Origin of the sequence: Rhizobium aouanii, from assembly GCF_037002925.1 — a bacterium.
GTDB lineage: Bacteria > Pseudomonadota > Alphaproteobacteria > Rhizobiales > Rhizobiaceae > Rhizobium > Rhizobium aouanii.
This window is the reverse complement of record NZ_JBAMYD010000010.1, coordinates 157,564-178,835: the sequence shown is the minus strand read 5'-3', so window position 1 is coordinate 178,835 and position 21,272 is coordinate 157,564. Positions and strand designations below refer to the sequence as shown.

Sequence of the window (21,272 nt, the reverse complement as noted above, 5' to 3'; positions counted from 1 at the left end):
AGCTTGCGCTGCGCCGGGGCTAAGGGTCACCAGTTGCCGGAAGGACATGGTTCGTCCAATATCCACTTACGGGCAGCGAGGCCCTCGGCTCTCAAGCGCCACAAAGTATGGAATGCGGTTTCTTATGCTTGATCTTGATTCCTATCTGCTTCGTGCATTCCTGACCGTCGCGGAGATCGGTACCGTCAATGGGGCAGCCGTCAATCTGAACAGAACGCAGGCGGCCGTGAGCATGCAGATCCGCAAGCTTGAGGAGCTTGTCGGCGTTACGCTGTTTTCGCGTTCGTCAAAAGGCCTCGAGCTGACGAGCCAGGGGCAGATCATGCTGGCTTATGCCCGCGAAATGGTTGCCCTCAGCGACGAGGTCGGGAAAAGGCTGACAGGCAAGATGATCGAGGACCGCATTCGCCTCGGCGTCGTTGAGGACTTCGCAGCCGGCCACCTGATCGACATTCTTAGTGCCTTCAGAGCCCAGAACCCGAAGGTCGAGATCGACATCATTGTCGAGCCGAATCGCCGCCTCGCCAAACTGTTTGAAGACAGGAAGCTGGATCTCGTGGTTTGCGACATCACCTGCCTCTCGCGAAAACCGACCCTGATCTGGACCGAATATTTGATGTGGACGGTCAGATCCGACTTTGTGGCGGATGCGGAAAAGCCGCTTCCCATCATTATGTTCGAGGAGGAGTGCCCCTGGACGCTCCCGACGATTGCGGCGCTGTCCCAGCGGAACGTCAAGTGGAAGACGGCGTGCGTCGCATCGACGCTGGTCGCTATGGCGACCGCGGTTCGCGTCGGTATCGGTATCGCGCCAATGATGCTCAACACGAAACCGGAGGGCTGCCGGACGCTTGACAGATCGGCAGATCTGCCCGGTCCGGTGCGCATCGAGATCGGTCTCTATGCTCAGCCCGAGACGGCCGAAGGCGCGCGCTACCTTGTGGACTTCATTTCGCGGCATACGGCCATACTGTCCAGCTAGAGCATGATGCCGAAAAGCGTGATCGGTTTTTGGACGACATCCTGTTCTAGGAGCGTTCAGCTTCCATTATATCGGGTCAATTTAATTCCCTCTATCGGACTGGCGAGCGAAGCCCCACAGTGATCCATGAAGGGTCGACGGCCCAATCTCAAGCATTCATGGAAATCTGCGAATACGATGATGGGGCAAGCCAAAGTTGACGAAACTCTCCTCGCGGCTGCCGCCTATCTGCCCGGCCAGGTCGCAAACCTCACGAGGGGAGCGAGCGTGACGGCGCAAACCAACGAAATACTGGAGCGCATCGATGACATGCTGCTGCGCGAAGGTACCGACAAATCAGAGATCATTCTCGCCAACATCTGGCTCAGCGACCTTGCCTCATTCGAAGAAATGAACAGAGCCTGGGATGCCTGGATGCCGGATAGCGGAACGCCACGGCGGGCGACGTTTGAGGACAAGAATCTCCCGCCGATGTGCGCCATCCGTATTGACATAGCCGCGTCGCGAAAGAGTGGGGCCGGGCAAATTTGAGCTGCCCATGTTCTAGACTAAAGCGCGTCGCGATCTTTCAGATTCGCTCCTCGCGCTTTAGGTCTTTGTTTTTTACGCATGTCGTTGTCGCAAAACCGCTGCACACTTTTGCGCGACTGCTCTAAGGCCGGATGACGCAGACATTGGCCTCATAGGTGCAGGGATCGTCCTGCACTGCAACATCGATGACTTTCGCTTTCGGGGCTAGCGGCTCAGGCCGTGCGGGTGGATAGAAGCCGTAGCGCTCGCCGCCGACATAGGTTCCGCCATCAGCCTGATAGACGTAAGAGGTGCCAGCATAGGTGTCGCCGCCACCGCCTTGCGCCTGGGGTACGACGACGATGATATTGTTGCGGTTGACGCGGTTGGTCGCCGGCGAGGAAAAATGTTTCAGGAACGGCATCCGTTCTTTGCGGTTCCGATATCGATAGGCGTTGTCGAAACGGATGCCGCGATTGCGCCAGTTCACACGTTCGCCGAGAAGCAGCCCGCCATGAAAAGCGTGGCGGTGGTCGGAAAAGCGACGATCATGACGGCGGTCGCCGGCTTCGGCGGGAAGTGCAGCAAGCGCGGACAGGGCAATAAGAGCGACTGCGGACAGACTGCGAAACATGGGTGGCCGGCCTCCGGAATTCCGATCCCTAACAAATCGTTAACGCCAGATTGCGCCAAAAGCCGGAGCTTGTCCATCAGCCCGGACAACCGGCTCAAAATTTGAGCGGAAAAGGCCAGTTTCTTTAGCCTGCAAACTTCCCGGTAACGCGAATCGATTAAATTAAAAGCAGACAGCGATTGTGCTTGTCGTCGGCGTTCCCGGTGATTAAACGTCGCAATTGATGCAACGCACACAGAGAATTTTGTCATTCGTGTGGTTGACTGAGCATGCTCCGAAATCCGGGAGCGCAGAGAAGCCGCCGCGAGGTTCTGATGGCGAACGTGACAAATAACCGGCCCTTATCGCCGCATCTGCAGATTTACAAACCTATTCCCACCATGGTCATGTCCATCGTCCACCGTATTACCGGTAGCGCGCTCTACGTCGGCACGCTGCTCGTCGCCTGGTGGCTGATCGCGGCGGCAAGCGGCCAGGGCTCCTATGACTGGGCCAACTGGGTGCTCGGCAGCCTTCTCGGCAAGCTCGTGCTTCTCGGCTACACTTGGGCGCTGCTGCACCATATGCTCGGCGGCTTCCGCCACTTCATGTGGGATCTCGGCTATGGCTTCGGGAAAGAGTTCTCGACCAAGCTCGCCATCGCCAACATCATCGGGTCGCTCTGTCTGACCGTGCTGGTCTGGGTGATCGGCTTCCTCATTCGCTTCTGAAGGTCCTATCATGGATATGCGCACCCCCCTCGGCAAGGTTCGCGGGCTCGGCTCCGCCAAGGACGGCACGGACCATTTCTGGCGTCAGCGGCTGACGGCCGTCGCCAATGTTCCGCTCATCCTGTTCTTCGTCATCTTCATGCTCGCCTATGCCGGCGCGCCCTATGCGGATGTGGTTCGCGCGCTGTCGAATCCCTTCGTCGCCGTCGTCATGGGCCTGATGGTGATCTCCGGCGTCATCCACATGAGGCTCGGCATGCAGGTCATCATCGAGGACTACGTGCATGGCGAATTCGGCAAGGTCGCTCTCCTGATGCTGAACACGTTCTTTGCGATACTGATCGCCGGCCTCTGTCTCTTCGCCATTCTGAAAATCGCATTCGTAGGATAAGCTGATATGGCACCGACTTCACCCGCCCAGAACGGCAAAGCCTATAAGTATGTCGATCATTCCTACGACGTGATCGTCGTCGGCGCCGGCGGCGCCGGGCTGCGCGCCACACTCGGCATGGCCGAGCAGGGTTTCCGCACGGCCTGCATCACCAAGGTATTCCCGACCCGCTCGCATACGGTCGCGGCCCAGGGCGGCATCGCCGCCTCGCTGCGCAACATGACGCCGGATAGCTGGCAGTGGCACCTCTACGACACCGTCAAGGGTTCCGACTGGCTCGGCGACGTCGACGCCATGCAGTATCTCACCATGGAAGCCCCGAAGGCGGTCTATGAGCTCGAGCATTACGGCGTGCCGTTCTCGCGCAACGAGGAAGGCAAGATCTATCAGCGCCCGTTCGGTGGCCACATGCAGAATTACGGCGAAGGCCCGCCGGTACAGCGCACCTGCGCCGTTGCCGACCGGACCGGCCACGCCATCCTGCATACGCTCTACGGCCAGTCACTGCGCAACAATGCCGAATTCTTCATCGAGTATTTCGCGCTCGACCTGATCATGTCGGAAGACGGCAGCCGCTGCACCGGCGTCGTCGCCTGGTGCCTCGATGACGGCACGATCCATCGCTTCGCCGCCAAGATGGTGGTGCTGGCGACCGGCGGCTACGGCCGCGCCTATTTCTCGGCAACATCAGCCCATACCTGCACCGGCGACGGCGGCGGCATGGTGGCGCGCGCCGGCCTGCCGCTGCAGGACATGGAATTCGTCCAGTTCCATCCGACCGGCATCTACGGTTCGGGCTGTCTGATCACCGAAGGCGCGCGCGGCGAAGGCGGCTACCTCGTCAACTCCGAGGGCGAGCGCTTCATGGAGCGTTACGCCCCTTCGGCCAAGGATCTTGCCTCGCGCGACGTCGTTTCGCGCTGCATGACCCTGGAAATCCGCGAGGGCCGCGGTGTCGGCAAGGCGAAGGACCACATCTTCCTGCATCTCGACCATCTCGATCCGGCCGTTCTTCATGAACGCCTGCCGGGGATTTCCGAGAGCGCCAAGATCTTCGCCGGCGTCGACGTCACGCGCGAGCCGATCCCGGTTCTGCCGACCGTTCACTACAATATGGGCGGTATTCCCACGAATTATTGGGGCGAAGTGCTGAACGCCGACGGTGCCAATCCGGAACGGATCATCCCCGGTCTGATGGCCGTGGGTGAAGCCGGCTGTGCTTCGGTGCACGGCGCCAACCGCCTCGGCTCCAACTCGCTGATCGACCTTGTGGTCTTCGGCCGGGCCGCGGCGATCCGCGCCGGCGAGGTGATCGACCGCGCAGCGCCGATCCCGCATCTCAACGTCGCAGCCTGCGACAAGATCATGGACCGTTTCGACGGTCTGCGGCACGCCAGCGGCGGCACGCCGACGGCGGAACTGCGCGAGAAGATGCAGCGCGCCATGCAGGAAGACGCCGCCGTGTTCCGGACGCAGGAATCGCTGGAATCCGGTTGCCAGCGCATCTCGGCAATCTGGGGCGAGATGAAGGACATCAAGGTCACCGACCGCTCGATGATCTGGAACTCGGATCTGGTCGAGACGCTGGAGCTGCAGAACCTGATGGCCAACGCCATCACGACGATCTACGGCGCCGAGGCGCGCAAGGAGAGCCGCGGTTCGCATGCACGCGAAGACTATACCGAGGGTGCATTCGCCGGCCGCGACGACGTCAACTGGCGCAAACACACGCTCGCCTGGGTCAACGAGGCCGGCGACGTCAAGCTCGACTACCGGCCGGTTCACACCGAGCTCATTGCCGAAGGCATCGATCCGCATAAGATCGAGCCGAAGGCGCGTGTATACTAAGATGAGGAAAGCTGTCTTTCTCTCAATTGTTGCGGTTACCTTGATGGTGTCGTCCTCTGCCTTGCCGGCCGATCGCTACAAGTTGCGAGCTCCAGGCGGCGTCGGCGCAGCCGTAAGTAACGAAGTTGGCGTTTGGAATTCGGCCAAAGCGGCTAAGGCTGCCCACGATTCCCTGGTTGTCGGCAACCAGTTCTTGTCCAAGGATCTCGCTTGTGTGGTTCGACCCGGGACTAAAGCAGAGGTTTTGGAACGTTCTGGTGCGGTGGCCTTCGTTCGTGCCAGCAACGCTGCGTTCGGTGGTTGCAAGGGTTATGTGAAGACAGAATTCCTGTCGGCAAACTAGGATCTTACTATGGTTGAACTCGCTCTCCCCAAAAACTCCCAGATGCGCGAAGGCAAGGTCTGGCCGAAGCCGGCGGGTGCGACGAACACCCGCGAGTTCCGCGTCTACCGCTGGAGCCCGGACGACGGTCAGAACCCGTCTATCGATACCTTCTACATCGATATCGACGATTGCGGGCCGATGGTGCTCGACGGTCTTCTCTACATCAAGAACAAGATCGACCCGACGTTGACGCTCCGCCGTTCCTGTCGCGAGGGCATCTGCGGGTCCTGCGCGATGAATATCGACGGCACGAACACACTCGCCTGCACCAAGGGCCTCGACGACATCAAGGGTGCGGTAAAGATCTATCCGCTGCCGCATCTGCCCGTCGTCAAGGATCTGGTTCCTGACCTCACCAACTTCTATGCCCAGCATCGTTCGATCGAGCCATGGCTGAAGACGGTGTCGCCGGCGCCGGCCAAGGAATGGAAGCAGAGCCACGAGGACCGACAGAAGCTCGACGGCCTCTATGAATGCATCCTTTGCGCCTGCTGCTCGACCTCCTGTCCGAGCTACTGGTGGAACGGCGACCGCTATCTCGGTCCGGCCGTTCTGCTGCAGGCCTATCGCTGGCTGATCGATTCCAGAGACGAGGCGACCGGTGAGCGTCTCGACAATCTCGAAGACCCGTTCCGCCTCTATCGCTGCCACACGATCATGAACTGTGCGCAGACCTGCCCGAAGGGTCTCAACCCCGCCAAGGCGATCGCCGAAATCAAGAAGATGATGGTCGAGCGCCGGGTTTGATCGGCCTCGGTACCGATGGCGGAATAGGCGGTTTCGATCCCGAAGCCGTCACCGAGATCAGGTCGAGGCTTACCTCGATGCGCGAACAGGGCCTCCGCATCGGTGCTGGCGCAATCCTTCTGCAGGGTGCGCCGGAACGCTATTCCGAGACATTGCGCGCGCTCGACAGGGATCCTGACAGAGATGAACACGCGCAACACCTTGCTGACAAATTCTATGTGCAGGAAGTTTTGCAGCGGGACAGTTGAACTGTATCGTTTTTCGGTTAGTTGTTGTCACGGGCAATTTATGCCGCCCGACTTGATTAACCAAAGCGAATTACGATAATCGGACTTGTCTCACGCCCGTTTCTCTACGGCGATGGCCGAATTCAGGAGTATGATGATGCAGTTGCGATATGCGATGACAGGTCTGGTGGTGGCTCTCGCGCTAGCCGGTTGTCAGCGTACGGCATATGATTACAGCTCCAACGCCAGTGCCGGCCCGGCGCCGTTGACGGCGCAGCCGGTGCCCTCTGTGCAGGGTGGGCAGCTTCCGCCGCCGACCGGCAGCTCGCAGTTTCCGGCTGCACCGGCGTCGACGTCGCCGATGCCGGGCGCCCCGCCCGGCGCAATGGCCGCGAACGCGCTCGATATCACCAAGGAATCGATGGTTGGAAGCTGGCGTGTCAACGGCAGCTGCGACATGTTCCTGACGCTCACCAATCTCGGCAGCGGTTCGCGCGGTGGAACGCGTGGCTGCGTCGGCGAGCTGACGGCGATGGGCTCCTGGGAGGTCGCCGGCAAGCAGGTGCTGCTCAAGGACCGCTCGGGCAACCAGCTCGGCAGCGTCTACAAGACGGCCGACAACCGCTTTGAGGGACAGACGAGCACGGGCCAGTCGATCAGCCTCAGCCGGTAAATGTTCCGGCGGGTCTGCGCCGTTGACTGACAGGCGGATATGCCCTCATGCAACCAATGCCGGATTATGCGCTCAGCGTCTGCGAACAGCTTAAAGCGCTGACCGCATCGGGCGCGCTTCAGGTCGATTCGGCCCAGATGGACGTGGCAAAGAGCCTCGACCGGGTGCTTGCCGGCCTGAAGCAGCGGCGGCCGGCGGCAAAGTCGAGCGCGCTGGGCTGGCTGTTTGCCGCCAAGAAGAAATCCGCCGACGGCATCAAGGGGCTTTACATCCACGGCAGCGTCGGGCGCGGCAAGACCATGCTGATGGACATGTTCTTCGCGATGGCTCCGTGCCGGAAGAAACGCCGGGCGCATTTCCACGAATTCATGGCCGATGTGCACAACCGTATCGCGGCGCACCGGCTGAAGCTCAAGAACGGCGAGACAAAGCAGGCCGATCCGATGCCGCCGGTCGCCGCAGCGCTCTACGACGAGGCAGAACTGCTCTGCTTCGACGAGTTCACGGTCACCGACATCGCCGATGCGATGATCCTGTCGCGGCTGTTTACCGAGCTTTTCACGCGCGGATGCGTTCTGGTCGCCACCTCGAACGTCGAGCCCGACAATCTCTACCGGGATGGTCTCAATCGCGGCCTGTTCCTGCCCTTCGTCACCTTGCTCAAGCAGCATGTCGATATCGTTACCCTGGATTCGCCGACCGACTACCGGATGGAGAGGCTGAGCAGCCAGCCGGTCTATCTGGTGCCGATCAACGAGCATAACGACATGGCGATGGATGCGTCCTGGACGCAGGCGCTGCATGGGCGCAAGGCGCAACCGCTGGATATTGCGTTGAAGGGGCGCCACATCCATGTGCCGCTCGCCGTCGACCGCATGGCGCGGTTCTCTTTCGCCGACCTCTGCGACAAACCGCTCGGGGCGGGGGACTTCCTGGCCATCGCCGAGCGTTTCGATACGGTCTTCATCGATCACATTCCCTTGCTCGGGCCGGAAAAGCGGAACCAGATCAAACGGTTCATCATTCTGGTCGATACGCTCTACGATCATGCCGTGCGGCTTTACATTTCCGCGGCGGCCATGCCGGAGGAACTGCTGCTGCACCGCCGCGGCACCGAGGGTTTCGAATTCGACCGCACGGCATCGCGCCTCTTCGAGATGCGCAGTGCCGAATATCTTGCGCTGCACCATGAGAAACGCGCCGCAGAGTAACAATTCGGTGACAGAATATCTTACGTTTACGTAAAAATTTTTATATCTAAACGATTGAAATTGCTGCATCAAAATTAATGGATTGCCATTTTTAGGCTTTGGGTCTATGCGATTGCGTCATTGGGCGGTGCCTTGCGCTTCCGTTCGACGAATTTGATCGCAAAGGAAACAGCGAAATGGCGCGTAACAAGATCGCACTCATTGGTTCTGGCATGATTGGTGGCACGCTGGCGCACCTCGCCGGCCTGAAGGAACTGGGCGACATCGTCCTCTTCGACATCGCAGACGGCATTCCCCAGGGCAAGGGTCTCGATATTTCCCAGTCGTCACCCGTCGAAGGCTTCGACGTCAATCTGACGGGTGCCAGCGACTACTCCGCGATCGAAGGCGCCGACGTGTGCATCGTCACGGCAGGCGTCGCCCGCAAGCCCGGCATGAGCCGCGACGATCTTCTCGGCATCAACCTCAAGGTCATGGAGCAGGTCGGCGCCGGCATCAAGAAATATGCCCCCAACGCCTTCGTGATCTGCATCACCAACCCGCTCGACGCCATGGTCTGGGCGCTGCAGAAGTTTTCCGGTCTTCCGGCCAACAAGGTCGTCGGCATGGCCGGCGTTCTCGACTCCTCCCGCTTCCGTCTTTTCCTCGCCAAGGAATTCAACGTGTCCGTCCAGGACGTCACGGCCTTCGTTCTCGGCGGCCACGGCGACACGATGGTGCCGCTCGCCCGCTATTCGACGGTCGGCGGCATTCCGCTCACCGACCTCGTCACCATGGGCTGGGTCACCAAGGAGCGCCTCGAAGAGATCATCCAGCGCACCCGTGACGGCGGCGCTGAAATCGTCGGCCTGCTGAAGACCGGCTCGGCCTATTACGCCCCGGCCGCCTCGGCGATCGAAATGGCCGAATCCTACCTCAAGGACAAGAAGCGGGTTCTGCCCTGCGCTGCTCACCTCACCGGTCAGTACGGCGTCAAGGACATGTATGTCGGCGTTCCCACCGTCATCGGCGCCGGCGGCGTCGAGCGCATCATCGAGATCGACCTCAACAAGACCGAGAAGGAAGCCTTCGACAAGTCCGTCGGCGCCGTCGCCGGTCTCTGCGAAGCCTGCATCAACATCGCGCCTGCCCTCAAGTAGTCGATGGGCTGAAGTAATCGAAACAGGGATACACCCATGAACATTCATGAATATCAGGCCAAGGCTCTGCTGAAGGGCTATGGCGCGCCGGTTGCCGAAGGTGTGGCTATTCTCAAGGTTGAAGAAGCCGAGGCTGCTGCCAAGTCGCTTCCCGGTCCGCTCTACGTGGTCAAGAGCCAGATCCATGCTGGCGGCCGCGGCAAGGGCAAGTTCAAGGAACTGTCGCCGGAAGCCAAGGGCGGCGTGCGTCTCGCCAAGTCGATCGACGAAGTCGTCGCCCATGCCAAGGAAATGCTGGGCAATACGCTGGTGACGGCGCAGACCGGCGAAGCCGGCAAGCAGGTCAACCGCCTGTACATCGAAGACGGCGCCGACATTGCTCGCGAGCTCTATTGCTCGCTGCTGGTCGACCGCTCGGTCGGTCGCGTGGCTTTCGTGGTCTCCACTGAAGGCGGCATGGACATCGAAGCCGTCGCCCACGATACGCCTGAGAAGATCCAGACGATCGCTATCGATCCGGAAGCCGGCGTGACGGCTGCCGACGTTGCTGCGATCTCCAAGGCTTTTGAGCTCGAGGGTGCTGCCGCCGAAGACGCCAAGACGCTTTTCCCAATGCTCTACAAGGCCTTTGGTGAGAAGGACATGGCTCTCCTGGAGATCAACCCGCTGATCGTCATGAAGGACGGCCACCTGCGCGTCCTTGATGCCAAGATGTCTTTCGATGGCAATGCGCTCTTCCGTCACGACGACGTCAAGGCGCTCCGCGACGAGACCGAAGAAGACGCCAAGGAAATCGAGGCCTCGAAGTGGGACCTCGCCTATGTCGCTCTCGACGGCAACATCGGCTGCATGGTCAACGGCGCAGGCCTCGCCATGGCGACGATGGACATCATCAAGCTCTACGGCAAGGAGCCGGCTAACTTCTGCGACGTCGGTGGCGGCGCCGGCAAGGAGAAAGTTGCTGCGGCTTTTAAGATCATCACCGCAGACCCCAAGGTCGAAGGCATCCTCGTCAACATCTTCGGCGGCATCATGAAGTGCGACGTCATTGCCGAGGGCGTGATTGCCGCAGTCAAGGAAGTCGGCCTGAAGGTTCCGCTCGTCGTGCGCCTTGAAGGCACCAATGTCGAGCTCGGCAAGAAGATCCTGAACGAGTCGGGTCTGGCGATCACGGCGGCTGACGACTTGGACGATGCGGCCAAGAAGATCGTCGCGGCGATCAACGGCTAATTTTGAAGGATCTGAAAGAATGTCTATTCTCGTCAATAAAGACACCAAGGTCCTCGTTCAGGGTCTGACCGGCAAGACCGGCACGTTCCACACAGAACAGGCGCTCGCTTACTACGGTACCCAGATGGTCGGCGGTATCCATCCGAAGAAGGGTGGCGAAACCTGGACCGGCGCAAAGGGCGAAAGCCTGCCGATCTTCGCAACCGTTGCCGAGGGCAAGGAAAAGACCGGCGCCAACGCGACCGTCATCTATGTTCCGCCGGCAGGAGCCGCCGATGCGATCATCGAGGCGATCGACGCCGAGATCCCGTTCATCACCTGCATCACCGAAGGCATACCGGTCATGGACATGGTGCGGGTCAAGGCTCGCCTCGACCGCTCCAAGTCGCGGTTGCTCGGCCCAAACTGCCCGGGTATCCTGACGCCGGAAGAATGCAAGATCGGCATCATGCCGGGCTCGATCTTCCGCAAGGGTTCGGTCGGTATCGTTTCCCGCTCGGGTACGCTGACCTATGAAGCCGTGTTCCAGACCTCCAATGAAGGTCTCGGCCAGACGACGGCCGTCGGCATCGGCGGCGATCCGGTCAAGGGCACCGAGTTCATCGACGTCCTGGAAATGTTCCTGGCCGACGAAGCCACCCAGTCGATCATCATGATCGGCGAAATCGGCGGTGCGGCTGAAGAAGACGCAGCGCAGTTCCTCAAGGACGAAGCCAAGAAGGGCCGCAAGAAGCCGATGGCTGGCTTCATTGCCGGCCGTACGGCGCCGAAGGGCCGCACCATGGGCCATGCCGGCGCTGTGGTTTCCGGCGGCAAGGGCGATGCGGAATCGAAGATCGCGGCGATGGAATCGGCGGGCATCAAGGTATCGCCCTCTCCGGCCCGCCTCGGCAAGACGCTGGTTGAAGTCCTCAAGGGCTAAGCCACCTATATAGACCGGGCGGAGGAACGGCATCTGCGCCTTCCGCCCGGCCTCGACAACACCAGTCCAGCAGATGCGCCGCGGACAGGCGGCAATCGGAATGCGGCAGCCGGCCATCAAGCCGGCAAATTCATCAAAGTCAGGAGGCGGACGGAAGCGTCCGCATATCACCATGGCACGGCAAGAAGCCAACGAGCAGTTTCAGATCACCTCGTTTCTGGATGGCGCCAACGCTGCCTATATCGAGCAGCTCTACGCGCGGTACGAAGAAGATCCGGCATCGGTCGACGATCAGTGGCGGTCCTTCTTCAAGGCGCTGGAGGAGGATCCCAGCGATGTGAAAAGGGCAGCCAAGGGCGCTTCCTGGCGCAAGAAGAACTGGCCGCTTCAGGCAAGCGGCGATTTGGTATCGGCTCTCGACGGCGACTGGGGCATCGTCGAGAAGGTCATCGAGACCAAGGTGAAGGCCAAGGCCGAAGCTCAGGGCAAGCCTGCCGACGGCATCGACGTGCTGCAGGCGACGCGCGATTCCGTGCGCGCCATCATGATGATCCGCGCCTACCGCATGCGCGGCCACCTGCATGCCAAGCTCGACCCGCTCGGCATCGCTGCTGCCGTTGAGGACTACCACGAGCTCTCGCCGGAGAATTACGGCTTCACGGCCGCCGATTACGACCGCAAGATCTTCATCGACAACGTGCTCGGCCTCGAATACGCGACCATCCCCGAGATGATCGAGATCCTCGAGCGCACCTATTGCTCGACGCTCGGTGTCGAATTCATGCACATCTCCAATCCCGAAGAGAAGGCCTGGATTCAGGCGCGCATCGAAGGGCCGGACAAGGGTGTGGCCTTCACGCCGGAAGGCAAGAAGGCGATCCTCGCCAAGCTCGCCGAAGCCGAAGGCTACGAGCAGTTCCTCGACGTCAAGTTCAAGGGCACCAAGCGCTTCGGCCTCGACGGCGGCGAATCGCTGATCCCGGCGCTGGAACAGATCCTCAAGCGCGGCAGCCAGCTCGGCCTCAAGGAGGCCCTGTTCGGCATGGCCCATCGCGGCCGCCTGAACGTGCTCTCCCAGGTCATGGGCAAGCCGCACCGCGCAATCTTCCACGAGTTCAAGGGCGGCTCGGCCGCTCCCGACGAGGTCGAGGGCTCGGGCGACGTCAAGTACCATCTCGGCGCCTCCTCCGACCGCGAATTCGACGGCAACAAGATTCACGTTTCGCTGACGGCGAACCCGTCGCATCTCGAAATTGTCAATCCCGTCGTCATGGGCAAGGCCCGCGCCAAGCAGGATATGACCGCCACCGTCTGGGAGGGCGACATCATTCCGCTGACCGAGCGCGCCAAGGTCGTGCCGCTGCTGATCCATGGCGATGCGGCCTTTGCCGGCCAGGGCGTCGTTGCCGAAATCCTCGGCCTTTCCGGCCTGCGCGGCCACCGCGTCGCCGGCACCATGCATGTCATCATCAACAACCAGATCGGTTTCACGACGAACCCGGCCTTCTCGCGCTCGTCGCCTTATCCGTCCGACGTCGCCAAGATGATCGAGGCGCCGATCTTCCACGTCAACGGCGACGATCCGGAAGCGGTGGTCTATGCGGCGAAGATCGCCACCGAATTCCGCATGAAGTTCCACAAGCCTGTTGTGCTCGACCTGTTCTGCTACCGCCGCTACGGCCACAATGAAGGCGACGAACCGTCCTTCACGCAGCCGAAGATGTACAAGGTGATCCGCGGCCACAAGACCGTGCTGCAGCTCTACGCAGCCCGTCTCGTTGCCGAGGGCCTGCTGACCGAAGACGAAGTCGAGAAGATGAAGGCCGATTGGCGCGCGCATCTCGAACAGGAGTTCGAGGCTGGCCAGCACTACAAGCCGAACAAGGCCGACTGGCTTGATGGTGAGTGGTCGGGCCTGCGCACGGCCGACAATGCCGACGAACAGCGCCGCGGCAAGACCGCCGTGCCGATGAAGACGCTGAAGGAGATCGGCCGCAAGCTCTCTGAGATCCCGGCGGGCTTCAACGCGCACCGGACGATCCAACGCTTCATGGAAAACCGCGCTAATATGATCGCCACGGGCGAGGGCATCGACTGGGCGATGGCCGAAGCGCTCTCCTTCGGCGCGCTCTGCGTCGAAGGCAGCAAGATCCGCCTCTCCGGCCAGGATTGCGAACGCGGCACCTTTTCGCAGCGCCACTCGGTTCTCTACGATCAGGAAACCGAAGAGCGTTACATCCCGCTTGCCAATCTTTCGCCGACGCAGGGGCGCTACGAAGTCATCAATTCGATGCTTTCGGAAGAGGCCGTGCTCGGTTTCGAATACGGCTATTCGCTTGCCCGCCCGAATGCGCTGACGCTGTGGGAAGCGCAGTTCGGCGATTTCGCCAACGGCGCGCAGGTGGTCTTCGACCAGTTCATCTCGTCGGGCGAACGCAAGTGGCTGCGCATGTCGGGCCTCGTCTGCCTGCTGCCGCACGGCTATGAAGGTCAAGGTCCGGAACACTCCTCGGCCCGCCTGGAGCGTTTCCTGCAGCTTTGCGCGGAAGACAATATGCAGGTCGCCAACGTCACGACGCCGGCGAACTATTTCCACATCCTGCGCCGGCAGCTGAAGCGTGACTTCCGCAAGCCGCTGATCCTGATGACGCCGAAGTCGTTGCTGCGCCACAAGCGGGCGGTCTCGACGCTTGCCGAAATGGCCGGCGAATCCGCCTTCCATCGCCTGCTCTGGGACGATGCCGAGGTGATCAAGGACGGCCCGATCAAGCTGCAGAAGGACAACAAGATCCGCCGCGTCGTCATGTGCTCAGGCAAGGTCTATTACGATCTTCTCGAAGAGCGTGAAAAGCGCGGCATCGACGACATCTATCTCTTACGTGTCGAACAGCTCTATCCGTTCCCGGCAAAGGCGCTGATCAACGAGCTGTCGCGCTTCCGCAATGCCGAGATGGTCTGGTGCCAGGAAGAGCCGAAGAACATGGGCGCATGGTCGTTCATCGACCCCTTCCTCGAATGGGTGCTCGCCCATATCGACGCGAAGTACCAGCGCGTCCGCTATACCGGCCGGCCGGCCGCCGCCTCGCCGGCGACAGGCCTGATGTCCAAGCATCTGTCGCAGCTCGCCGCATTCCTTGAGGATGCATTGGGCGGTTAAAACAAGAGGGGCGCAATGGCTTATTTCTTTCTGAGACTGCAGCCGCCGCGCCCCACTTTCCCGCATGACGGGACCGGGGAGGAAATGGCGGCGATGAAACGCCATGCCGAATACTGGCATCGGAACGCTCTTGCGGGATCGGCGATCATCGTCGGCCCCGTCTTCGAGGGTGAAGGCGCCTGGGGCATGGCGATCGTCGAGGTCGAGGATCAGGCGGCGGCGCAGGTTCTTGCCGACGGCGATCCGATCATCGCTTCCGGTTTCGGTTTCCGCTTCGATATCCTGCCGATGCCCTCAATCATCTCGCGGCCGCCCGCCATCTGAAACGCATAAACGAAAACACACAAAATCAGGATCTGAACAATGGCCACAGAAATCCGCGTTCCAACTCTCGGTGAATCCGTCAGCGAGGCAACCGTCGGCACCTGGTTCAAGAAGGTCGGCGACGCCATCAAGGCCGACGAGCCGATTCTCGAGCTTGAAACCGACAAGGTGACCATCGAAGTTCCCGCACCCGCCTCCGGCACGCTTTCGGAAATCGTCGTCGCTGCCGGCGAGACCGTCGGCCTCGGCGCGCTGCTCGGCCAGATTGCCGAAGGTGCTGCCGCTGCTGCCGCGCCGGCTGCCGCTGCACCGGCCGCCGCGCCTGCTGCTCCGGCTCCCGCCCAACCGGCCGCTGCTGCTCCGGCCCAGCCGGCGGTTGCTGCCGCTGCTGCGTCGTCGTCGAGCGCGTCCGTCTCCACCATGCCGCCGGCACCGGCAGCTTCGAAGATGCTTGCCGAAAGTAACCTTTCCGCCCATCAGGTCGACGGTAGCGGCAAGCGCGGCCAAGTGCTGAAGGGCGATGTCATCGCCGCCGTTGCCAAGGGCATTTCCGCTCCGGCGGCCGCACCTGCGGCGAAGCCTGCCGCCGCGCGCGGCCCGTCGACGGTCGAGGATGCCTCGCGCGAAGAGCGCGTGAAGATGACGCGCCTGCGCCAGACGATCGCCAAGCGCCTCAAGGATGCGCAGAACACCGCCGCCATGCTGACCACCTACAATGAGGTGGACATGAAGGCGGTCATGGACCTGCGCAACAAGTACAAGGACATTTTCGAGAAGAAGCACGGCGTCAAGCTCGGCTTCATGGGCTTCTTCACCAAGGCGGTGACGCATGCGCTGAAGGAACTGCCGGCCGTCAACGCCGAAATCGACGGCACTGACGTCATCTACAAGAACTACTGCCATGTCGGCATGGCCGTCGGCACGGACAAAGGTCTCGTCGTTCCCGTCATCCGTGACGCCGACCAGATGTCGATCGCCGAAATCGAGAAGGAGCTCGGCCGTCTTGCCAAGGCAGCCCGTGATGGCTCGCTCTCCATGGCCGACATGCAGGGCGGCACCTTCACCATCACCAATGGCGGCGTTTACGGTTCGCTGATGTCTTCGCCGATCCTCAACGCGCCGCAGTCCGGCATTCTCGGCATGCACAAGATCCAGGAGCGGCCGGTTGCGATCGGCGGTCAAGTGGTCATCCGTCCGATGATGTATCTGGCGCTGTCCTACGATCACCGCATGGTCGATGGCAAGGAAGCGGTCACCTTTCTCGTGCGCGTCAAGGAAAGCCTGGAAGATCCGGAACGTCTGGTTCTCGATCTCTAAGGGGAGCGCTTTCGATGCGGAACCGGATCATGCGAGCGGCGCGCCTTCTTCTTTGCGCTGTCGCCACGCATGTCCCGGTCTCCGCATCGGCTGCCGGCTGGGATGTCGGCAAAGCAAGCAGCAATTTCGACTTGGTGGCGCTCAGCGATGCCGAACTCTCCGGCCGGTCGATCGGCGTCATCCATATGGGCAATGTCGAACTGACCTCGGGGCGCATCGTTGCCGCCGATCCGCTGGCCCAGCCCGACCGTCCGGCGCTCGCAAGAACGGTTGCGCCTGGCGAGTATCCGGTGACGCTCTACCAGGCCTTCGGGCGCATCGCCGCTGCCAGCATGCGGTTTGCCGGGGGCAAGCCGGATCGTTGGGAGCTTGCGGTCCTGCCAGGGCAGGACCCGGCGACGCTGAAGGACGGCGAGATCTTCGGCTATCCCGTCGATGCCGGCCTCGGCTGCTACATGGATGCCGATACGCTTGATCTGATCGGAGAGCGCGAGGCCCAGGTGCAGGCGCAGAAAGCGGGTTCCGACGTCAACTATTACGACGACGTGCTGGCGTCGGACCTCAACGCGAACAAGGGCATTTATGCGCTGCACCGGCCGGTCGCCGGCAGACGAGGCAATGTCGCCGTGTTCTGGAGCGGCTGGGGCGACGGTTTCTATCCGGTCTTCTGGGGGCTAGACGGGCATGGTCGTGCGCTGGTGCTGCTGACGGATTTCAGCGTTGTCGAGAATGCCGACGGGCGCAAGGAGCCGAAGCTGCAATGAGCGGAAGGACCGGGATCACGACGCGACGGACAGGCGTGGCTGCAATGGCAGCCGCCGCGTTTTTCGTCGTTCCGGCCTCCACCTTCGGTGCCGCATGCAAGCAGGAGCAGGCTGTCTACGTCGATCGCGACGGTGCCTATGAATTGCGCTTTGCACCGCTGAATTCTCCATCGGCCGCCGCCAGCAACCAGTTCAAGGTCAGCGCGCTGAAGACACCTGTCGTGATGGAAGGTTATGTCATGCCGTCGGAAGATCCGGTGCGCGCCATCGGCATCCTGATGTTCAACTGCCCCGAGGGTGATGCGACCGGCGCCGATCTCAATGGCTGCACGGTCTGGCAGGGCGCCGTCTACGGCATGAATGCCGAGGGCGAGGTGGACAATCTACAGCCCGAAGGCGCTGCGGCGGCCGAAAAGCTCGTGCTTCCCGGCCTTGGTCCCGCCATCCGCGAATCCAGCGCCTGGGGCGAGGGCAAGGCCGTGGTGGCACCCTGGGACGTGCTGACATTTAAGGAGTGTGCGACATGAGCGATACACCTGTGGTTCTCATTACCGGCGGAAGCCGCGGTATCGGCGCTGCGGCTTCACGGCTCGCCGCGCGCCAGGGCTGGCGTGTTGCGGTGAACTACGCCGCCAACGGTCAAGCCGCGGATGCCGTCGTGGCTGCGATTGTCGAGGATGGCGGTGAGGCCGTGGCGATCCAGGGCGATGTCGGCAAGGCCGCGGATATTGTCTCGATGTTTACGGCGGTCGACCGGCATTTTGGCCGGCTCGACGGGCTCGTCAACAATGCCGGCATCGTCGATTATCCGCAGCGCGTCGACGAGATGTCGGTAGAGCGGATCGAGCGCATGCTGCGCGTCAATGTGACCGGGTCGATACTCTGCGCGGCAGAGGCCATACGCCGCATGTCGAGCCGGCATGGCGGCAAGGGCGGGGCGATCGTCAACATCTCGTCGATGGCGGCGATCCTCGGTTCGGCGACGCAGTATGTCGACTATGCCGCCTCGAAGGCGGCGATCGACACGTTCACCGTCGGGCTGGCGCGTGAGGTCGCAGCCGAGGGTATCCGCGTGAATGCGATAAGGCCCGGCGTCATCGAAACCGACCTCCATGCCTCCGGCGGCCTGCCGGATCGGCCGCGCGAACTGGCGCCGTCGATCCCGATGCAGCGCGCGGGCACGCCCGCGGAGGTGGCGGATGCGATCCTCTATCTTCTTTCACCTTCGGCTTCCTATATAACCGGCGCGATCCTCAATGTGAGCGGCGGCCGCTAGAACGACAGGGCGAAAAACAGCATGCAATATCGTCTCGAACCCCTCGGCCTGATACCGCGCGCGGCCGATTAAACGAAAAATCCAAAGGGAAAAACGAAGCAATGTCCTACGATGTGATCATTATCGGAACCGGCCCGGGCGGCTATGTCTGCGCCGTCAAGGCGGCCCAGCTTGGCCTTAAGGTCGCCGTCGTTGAAAAGCGGGCGACCTATGGCGGCACCTGCCTGAACGTCGGCTGCATTCCGTCGAAGGCGTTGCTGCATGCCTCCGAAATGTTCCATCAGGCTGGCCACGGGATGAGCGCGCTCGGTATCGACGTTCCGGCGCCGACGCTCAATCTCGGCAATATGATGGCCCACAAGGATGCGACGGTGAAGTCGAATGTCGACGGCGTCGCCTTCCTCTTCAAGAAGAACAAGATCGATGCCATCAAGGGCACCGGCAAGATCGTCTCGGCCGGCAAGGTCTCCGTCACCGCCGATGACGGCAACGTGCAGGAGATCGAAGGCAAGAACATCGTCATCGCCACCGGTTCCGACGTCGCCGGCATTCCCGGCGTGCAGGTCGAAATCGACGAAAAGACCATCATCTCGTCCACCGGCGGCATCGCGCTGGAGAAGGTGCCGGAAACGCTGATCGTCGTCGGCGGCGGCGTCATCGGGCTTGAGCTCGGTTCCGTCTGGTCGCGCCTCGGCGCCAAAGTCACCGTCGTCGAATATCTCGACACCATCCTTGGCGGCATGGACGGCGAAGTCTCCAAGCAATTCCAGCGCATGCTGGCCAAGCAGGGCATCGATTTCAATCTCAGCGCCAAGGTCACCGGCGTCGAGAAGGGCGAAAAGGGTGCCAAGGTCACCTTCGAACCGGTCAAGGGCGGCGACAAGGTGACGCTCGATGCCGAGGTCGTGCTGATCGCCACCGGCCGCAAGCCCTATACGGCGGGTCTTGGCCTCGAAGAGGCCGGTGTTACTCTCGACAATCGCGGCCGTGTCGAGATCGACGGTCACTACAAGACCAATGTCGCCGGCATCTATGCCATCGGCGATGTGGTCAAGGGGCCGATGCTGGCGCACAAGGCGGAAGACGAGGGCGTGGCGCTTGCCGAAATCCTCGCCGGGCAGCATGGCCATGTGAACTACGAAGTCATTCCGAGCGTCGTCTACACCCAGCCGGAAATCGCTTCCGTCGGCAAGACCGAGGAAGAGCTGAAGGCGGCAGGCGTCGCCTACAAGGTCGGTAAGTTCCCCTTCACGGCGAACGGCCGGGCGCGTGCGATGCTGGCGACGGACGGCTTCGTCAAGATCCTTGCCGACAAGGAAACCGACCGGGTGCTCGGCGGCCATATCGTCGGCTTCGGTGCCGGCGAGATGATCCACGAGATCGCCGTGCTGATGGAATTCGGCGGTTCGTCGGAAGATCTCGGCCGTACCTGCCACGCGCATCCGACAATGTCGGAAGCGGTGAAAGAGGCTGCGCTCGCAACCTTCTTCAAGCCGATCCATATGTGATCTCACATATTCGCAACAACGCATGCAGCCGCTTGCCGTGAGGCAGGCGGCTGTTTTATTGGGTGCGTATCGGGAGTTGGAAAGCAGCGTGCTCAGTCGGACGACGACCAGCTGACGCCTACGGCCTCAGTTCACCGCTGTCACGGTGAAGCCCTGCTGTCGCAGCAGTTCGATGACACCGTCTTTGCCGGGCAGATGCAGGGCACCGACGGCCATGAAGACGTTGCCGCTGTCGAGGATGGGCGCTGCGCGCTCGGCCATCACCTTGTTGCGGTCAAGGATGACGCGCTGCTCGAAGGCGGCATAATCGCTGTTTTCGCCTTCCTCCTCCGGGGTCACGGTTTTCAGCATCGGCATGGTCATGCCGATGTCGCCGGAGAGGTAGAGGTCGGTCATCGTCTCGACGACGTCGCTCATCTTGTTGCCGAGTTCCAGCGTCTGGATCAGCGATTTCAGATGGAATTCGACCGGCAGATCGGCCATGGCCTGGATCTGCTCGGCAAGGGTTTCAAGCCCTTTGACCTGTTTGCCCTGAGCAATGGCATCGGTGGCGATCTTCTGGTCGAGGAACTTCGCGCCTTTTGCCTTGCGGGCGATTTCGCAGGCCGGCAGGGCAACGGCGCTGGAAATCATCCAGGGCCGCATCCGGGAAACGGCGCTGATCGGGATACCGCGCTGCTTGAGGCCGGTTTCGAGACGCTTGTAGTCCTCGGGAGAAAGCAGCTTGTCGATCGTCGTGCCGTCGGTGAACATCGTCAGCTCCGGCTTTGCGAGCAGGGCGGCGGTCGCCTTCCGCTCATCGAGGATCTCGTCGGATTCGATGATGATCGTGTCGGCGGCGTCATGGGCTGCCTGGGCGCGCGGCGGCAGGGCCAGCACGCGCGGATCGGTGACATGCATGCTGCCGAGCAGCCACGAGGGTGCAAGTCCCGGCTTCTCGATCTTCCAGAAGATGCCTTTGCCGTTCGGCGTGGCGTCGGCTTCCTTCAGCGCCTCTGCGTAGCGGGCTGGGTCGGTCTGTTGCAACTCGACCATCAGATTGCGGCCGGTGCAGGCGACGTCTTCGGCTGCTGCCGGCCTTGCCGTCATGAAGGCAGCAAACAGGGCGGCAAGAAGCAGCATGTGAAAGCCTGCGATCAGCCAGAGCAACAGATTGGCCGGCACTGCGAGGTAAGACGTCCGGCTGCCGATTGATGTCGTCATGATAGGTGTTCCGATCACATGCTATAGGCTTCATGCTCTACGCCCGGCTTGCGCATATTCCTTTAAGAGAATGCGTTAACGAAACTTAAAGCGCATCGCACTGGCCGGATTCAT

The 21,272-nt window shown here is 61.5% G+C and carries 22 protein-coding genes; 20 read left to right on the top strand and 2 right to left on the bottom strand.

The features are described 5' to 3' along the window. Positions 1-112 precede the first annotated feature (112 nt). Positions 113-982 (top strand): LysR substrate-binding domain-containing protein, encoded by an 870-nt coding sequence (locus tag V8P77_RS18975; protein ID WP_335913781.1) that lies wholly within the window; start codon positions 113-115, stop codon positions 980-982. Between the two features lie 177 nt (positions 983-1,159). Continuing rightward, positions 1,160-1,513, top strand: a complete 354-nt coding sequence (locus V8P77_RS18970; protein ID WP_335913780.1) for a RidA family protein — start codon at positions 1,160-1,162, stop codon at positions 1,511-1,513. 121 nt (positions 1,514-1,634) lie between these two features. On the opposite strand, the gene V8P77_RS18965 is transcribed toward V8P77_RS18970, so the two are convergent. Beyond that, complete coding sequence (locus tag V8P77_RS18965; protein WP_335913779.1) at positions 1,635-2,126, bottom strand: hypothetical protein; 492 nt, start codon at positions 2,124-2,126, stop codon at positions 1,635-1,637. 314 nt (positions 2,127-2,440) lie between these two features. Between V8P77_RS18965 and sdhC the strand changes: the two genes are divergently transcribed. The 18 genes from sdhC to lpdA all read left to right on the top strand — a co-directional run bounded on the left by sdhC (position 2,441) and on the right by lpdA (position 19,955). Then, positions 2,441-2,836 (top strand): succinate dehydrogenase, cytochrome b556 subunit, encoded by a 396-nt coding sequence (gene sdhC / locus V8P77_RS18960; protein ID WP_007632530.1) that lies wholly within the window; start codon positions 2,441-2,443, stop codon positions 2,834-2,836. Positions 2,837-2,846: 10 nt separating this feature from the next. Then, a complete protein-coding gene (sdhD, locus tag V8P77_RS18955) occupies positions 2,847-3,227 on the top strand; it encodes a succinate dehydrogenase, hydrophobic membrane anchor protein (RefSeq protein WP_017962390.1) in 381 nt (126 codons plus the stop codon). 6 nt (positions 3,228-3,233) lie between these two features. Continuing rightward, positions 3,234-5,075 (top strand): succinate dehydrogenase flavoprotein subunit, encoded by a 1,842-nt coding sequence (gene sdhA, locus V8P77_RS18950; RefSeq protein ID WP_335913778.1) that lies wholly within the window; start codon positions 3,234-3,236, stop codon positions 5,073-5,075. Position 5,076: 1 nt separating this feature from the next. Continuing rightward, on the top strand, positions 5,077-5,418 hold the full coding sequence (locus V8P77_RS18945) for a succinate dehydrogenase (RefSeq protein ID WP_335913777.1): 342 nt from the start codon (positions 5,077-5,079) through the stop codon (positions 5,416-5,418). Between the two features lie 9 nt (positions 5,419-5,427). Then, positions 5,428-6,207, top strand: a complete 780-nt coding sequence (locus V8P77_RS18940) for a succinate dehydrogenase iron-sulfur subunit (protein WP_335913776.1) — start codon at positions 5,428-5,430, stop codon at positions 6,205-6,207. Then, positions 6,204-6,455, top strand: coding sequence for a hypothetical protein (locus tag V8P77_RS18935; protein ID WP_335913775.1), 252 nt, complete (start codon positions 6,204-6,206; stop codon positions 6,453-6,455). Before V8P77_RS18940 ends, V8P77_RS18935 begins: the two co-directional genes overlap by 4 nt. Positions 6,456-6,591: 136 nt before the next feature. Then, positions 6,592-7,107, top strand: coding sequence for a protease inhibitor Inh/omp19 family protein (locus V8P77_RS18930; protein WP_335913774.1), 516 nt, complete (start codon positions 6,592-6,594; stop codon positions 7,105-7,107). A gap of 47 nt (positions 7,108-7,154) precedes the next feature. After that, positions 7,155-8,318, top strand: a complete 1,164-nt coding sequence (zapE, locus tag V8P77_RS18925) for a cell division protein ZapE (protein WP_335913773.1) — start codon at positions 7,155-7,157, stop codon at positions 8,316-8,318. Positions 8,319-8,494: 176 nt separating this feature from the next. Next, positions 8,495-9,457: a malate dehydrogenase gene (gene mdh / locus V8P77_RS18920; protein ID WP_018482680.1), complete on the top strand. Its 963-nt coding sequence runs from the start codon at positions 8,495-8,497 to the stop codon at positions 9,455-9,457. Positions 9,458-9,493: 36 nt separating this feature from the next. Next, positions 9,494-10,687: an ADP-forming succinate--CoA ligase subunit beta gene (gene sucC / locus V8P77_RS18915; RefSeq protein ID WP_335913772.1), complete on the top strand. Its 1,194-nt coding sequence runs from the start codon at positions 9,494-9,496 to the stop codon at positions 10,685-10,687. 19 nt (positions 10,688-10,706) lie between these two features. Beyond that, complete coding sequence (gene sucD / locus V8P77_RS18910; RefSeq protein WP_011653811.1) at positions 10,707-11,609, top strand: succinate--CoA ligase subunit alpha; 903 nt, start codon at positions 10,707-10,709, stop codon at positions 11,607-11,609. 172 nt (positions 11,610-11,781) lie between these two features. Beyond that, positions 11,782-14,766 carry a 2-oxoglutarate dehydrogenase E1 component gene (locus V8P77_RS18905; protein ID WP_335913771.1) on the top strand — a complete coding sequence of 995 codons (2,985 nt, stop codon included), beginning with the start codon at positions 11,782-11,784 and terminating at the stop codon, positions 14,764-14,766. Between the two features lie 15 nt (positions 14,767-14,781). Continuing rightward, positions 14,782-15,090: a YciI family protein gene (locus tag V8P77_RS18900; protein ID WP_017962384.1), complete on the top strand. Its 309-nt coding sequence runs from the start codon at positions 14,782-14,784 to the stop codon at positions 15,088-15,090. A gap of 39 nt (positions 15,091-15,129) precedes the next feature. Next, positions 15,130-16,407: a 2-oxoglutarate dehydrogenase complex dihydrolipoyllysine-residue succinyltransferase gene (gene odhB, locus V8P77_RS18895; protein ID WP_335913770.1), complete on the top strand. Its 1,278-nt coding sequence runs from the start codon at positions 15,130-15,132 to the stop codon at positions 16,405-16,407. Between the two features lie 14 nt (positions 16,408-16,421). Beyond that, positions 16,422-17,171 (top strand): DUF4241 domain-containing protein, encoded by a 750-nt coding sequence (locus V8P77_RS18890; RefSeq protein WP_335913769.1) that lies wholly within the window; start codon positions 16,422-16,424, stop codon positions 17,169-17,171. Continuing rightward, positions 17,168-17,698: a hypothetical protein gene (locus V8P77_RS18885; protein WP_335913768.1), complete on the top strand. Its 531-nt coding sequence runs from the start codon at positions 17,168-17,170 to the stop codon at positions 17,696-17,698. Before V8P77_RS18890 ends, V8P77_RS18885 begins: the two co-directional genes overlap by 4 nt. Next, positions 17,695-18,447, top strand: coding sequence for an SDR family oxidoreductase (locus V8P77_RS18880; protein WP_335913767.1), 753 nt, complete (start codon positions 17,695-17,697; stop codon positions 18,445-18,447). Before V8P77_RS18885 ends, V8P77_RS18880 begins: the two co-directional genes overlap by 4 nt. 101 nt (positions 18,448-18,548) lie before the next feature. Beyond that, complete coding sequence (gene lpdA, locus V8P77_RS18875; RefSeq protein ID WP_335913766.1) at positions 18,549-19,955, top strand: dihydrolipoyl dehydrogenase; 1,407 nt, start codon at positions 18,549-18,551, stop codon at positions 19,953-19,955. Positions 19,956-20,081: 126 nt separating this feature from the next. On the opposite strand, the gene V8P77_RS18870 is transcribed toward lpdA, so the two are convergent. Further along, positions 20,082-21,158: a TraB/GumN family protein gene (locus V8P77_RS18870; RefSeq protein WP_025396283.1), complete on the bottom strand. Its 1,077-nt coding sequence runs from the start codon at positions 21,156-21,158 to the stop codon at positions 20,082-20,084. Positions 21,159-21,272 lie beyond the last annotated feature (114 nt).

Bases quoted from the DNA above. Each gene is read 5' to 3' on its own strand.
- V8P77_RS18965 (WP_335913779.1), bottom strand. From the start codon at position 2,126: ATGTTTCGCAGTCTGTCCGCAGTCGCTCTTATTGCCCTGTCCGCGCTT.
- mdh (WP_018482680.1), top strand. From the start codon at position 8,495: ATGGCGCGTAACAAGATCGCACTCATTGGTTCTGGCATGATTGGTGGC.
- V8P77_RS18885 (WP_335913768.1), top strand. From the start codon at position 17,168: ATGAGCGGAAGGACCGGGATCACGACGCGACGGACAGGCGTGGCTGCA.
- sucC (WP_335913772.1), top strand. From the start codon at position 9,494: ATGAACATTCATGAATATCAGGCCAAGGCTCTGCTGAAGGGCTATGGC.
- V8P77_RS18900 (WP_017962384.1), top strand. From the start codon at position 14,782: ATGGCTTATTTCTTTCTGAGACTGCAGCCGCCGCGCCCCACTTTCCCG.
- V8P77_RS18945 (WP_335913777.1), top strand. From the start codon at position 5,077: ATGAGGAAAGCTGTCTTTCTCTCAATTGTTGCGGTTACCTTGATGGTG.
- V8P77_RS18905 (WP_335913771.1), top strand. From the start codon at position 11,782: ATGGCACGGCAAGAAGCCAACGAGCAGTTTCAGATCACCTCGTTTCTG.
- sdhD (WP_017962390.1), top strand. From the start codon at position 2,847: ATGGATATGCGCACCCCCCTCGGCAAGGTTCGCGGGCTCGGCTCCGCC.
- zapE (WP_335913773.1), top strand. From the start codon at position 7,155: ATGCAACCAATGCCGGATTATGCGCTCAGCGTCTGCGAACAGCTTAAA.
- sdhC (WP_007632530.1), top strand. From the start codon at position 2,441: ATGGCGAACGTGACAAATAACCGGCCCTTATCGCCGCATCTGCAGATT.
- V8P77_RS18890 (WP_335913769.1), top strand. From the start codon at position 16,422: ATGCGGAACCGGATCATGCGAGCGGCGCGCCTTCTTCTTTGCGCTGTC.
- sucD (WP_011653811.1), top strand. From the start codon at position 10,707: ATGTCTATTCTCGTCAATAAAGACACCAAGGTCCTCGTTCAGGGTCTG.
- odhB (WP_335913770.1), top strand. From the start codon at position 15,130: ATGGCCACAGAAATCCGCGTTCCAACTCTCGGTGAATCCGTCAGCGAG.
- V8P77_RS18880 (WP_335913767.1), top strand. From the start codon at position 17,695: ATGAGCGATACACCTGTGGTTCTCATTACCGGCGGAAGCCGCGGTATC.
- lpdA (WP_335913766.1), top strand. From the start codon at position 18,549: ATGTCCTACGATGTGATCATTATCGGAACCGGCCCGGGCGGCTATGTC.
- V8P77_RS18930 (WP_335913774.1), top strand. From the start codon at position 6,592: ATGCAGTTGCGATATGCGATGACAGGTCTGGTGGTGGCTCTCGCGCTA.
- V8P77_RS18970 (WP_335913780.1), top strand. From the start codon at position 1,160: ATGATGGGGCAAGCCAAAGTTGACGAAACTCTCCTCGCGGCTGCCGCC.
- V8P77_RS18975 (WP_335913781.1), top strand. From the start codon at position 113: ATGCGGTTTCTTATGCTTGATCTTGATTCCTATCTGCTTCGTGCATTC.
- V8P77_RS18940 (WP_335913776.1), top strand. From the start codon at position 5,428: ATGGTTGAACTCGCTCTCCCCAAAAACTCCCAGATGCGCGAAGGCAAG.
- sdhA (WP_335913778.1), top strand. From the start codon at position 3,234: ATGGCACCGACTTCACCCGCCCAGAACGGCAAAGCCTATAAGTATGTC.
- V8P77_RS18870 (WP_025396283.1), bottom strand. From the start codon at position 21,158: ATGACGACATCAATCGGCAGCCGGACGTCTTACCTCGCAGTGCCGGCC.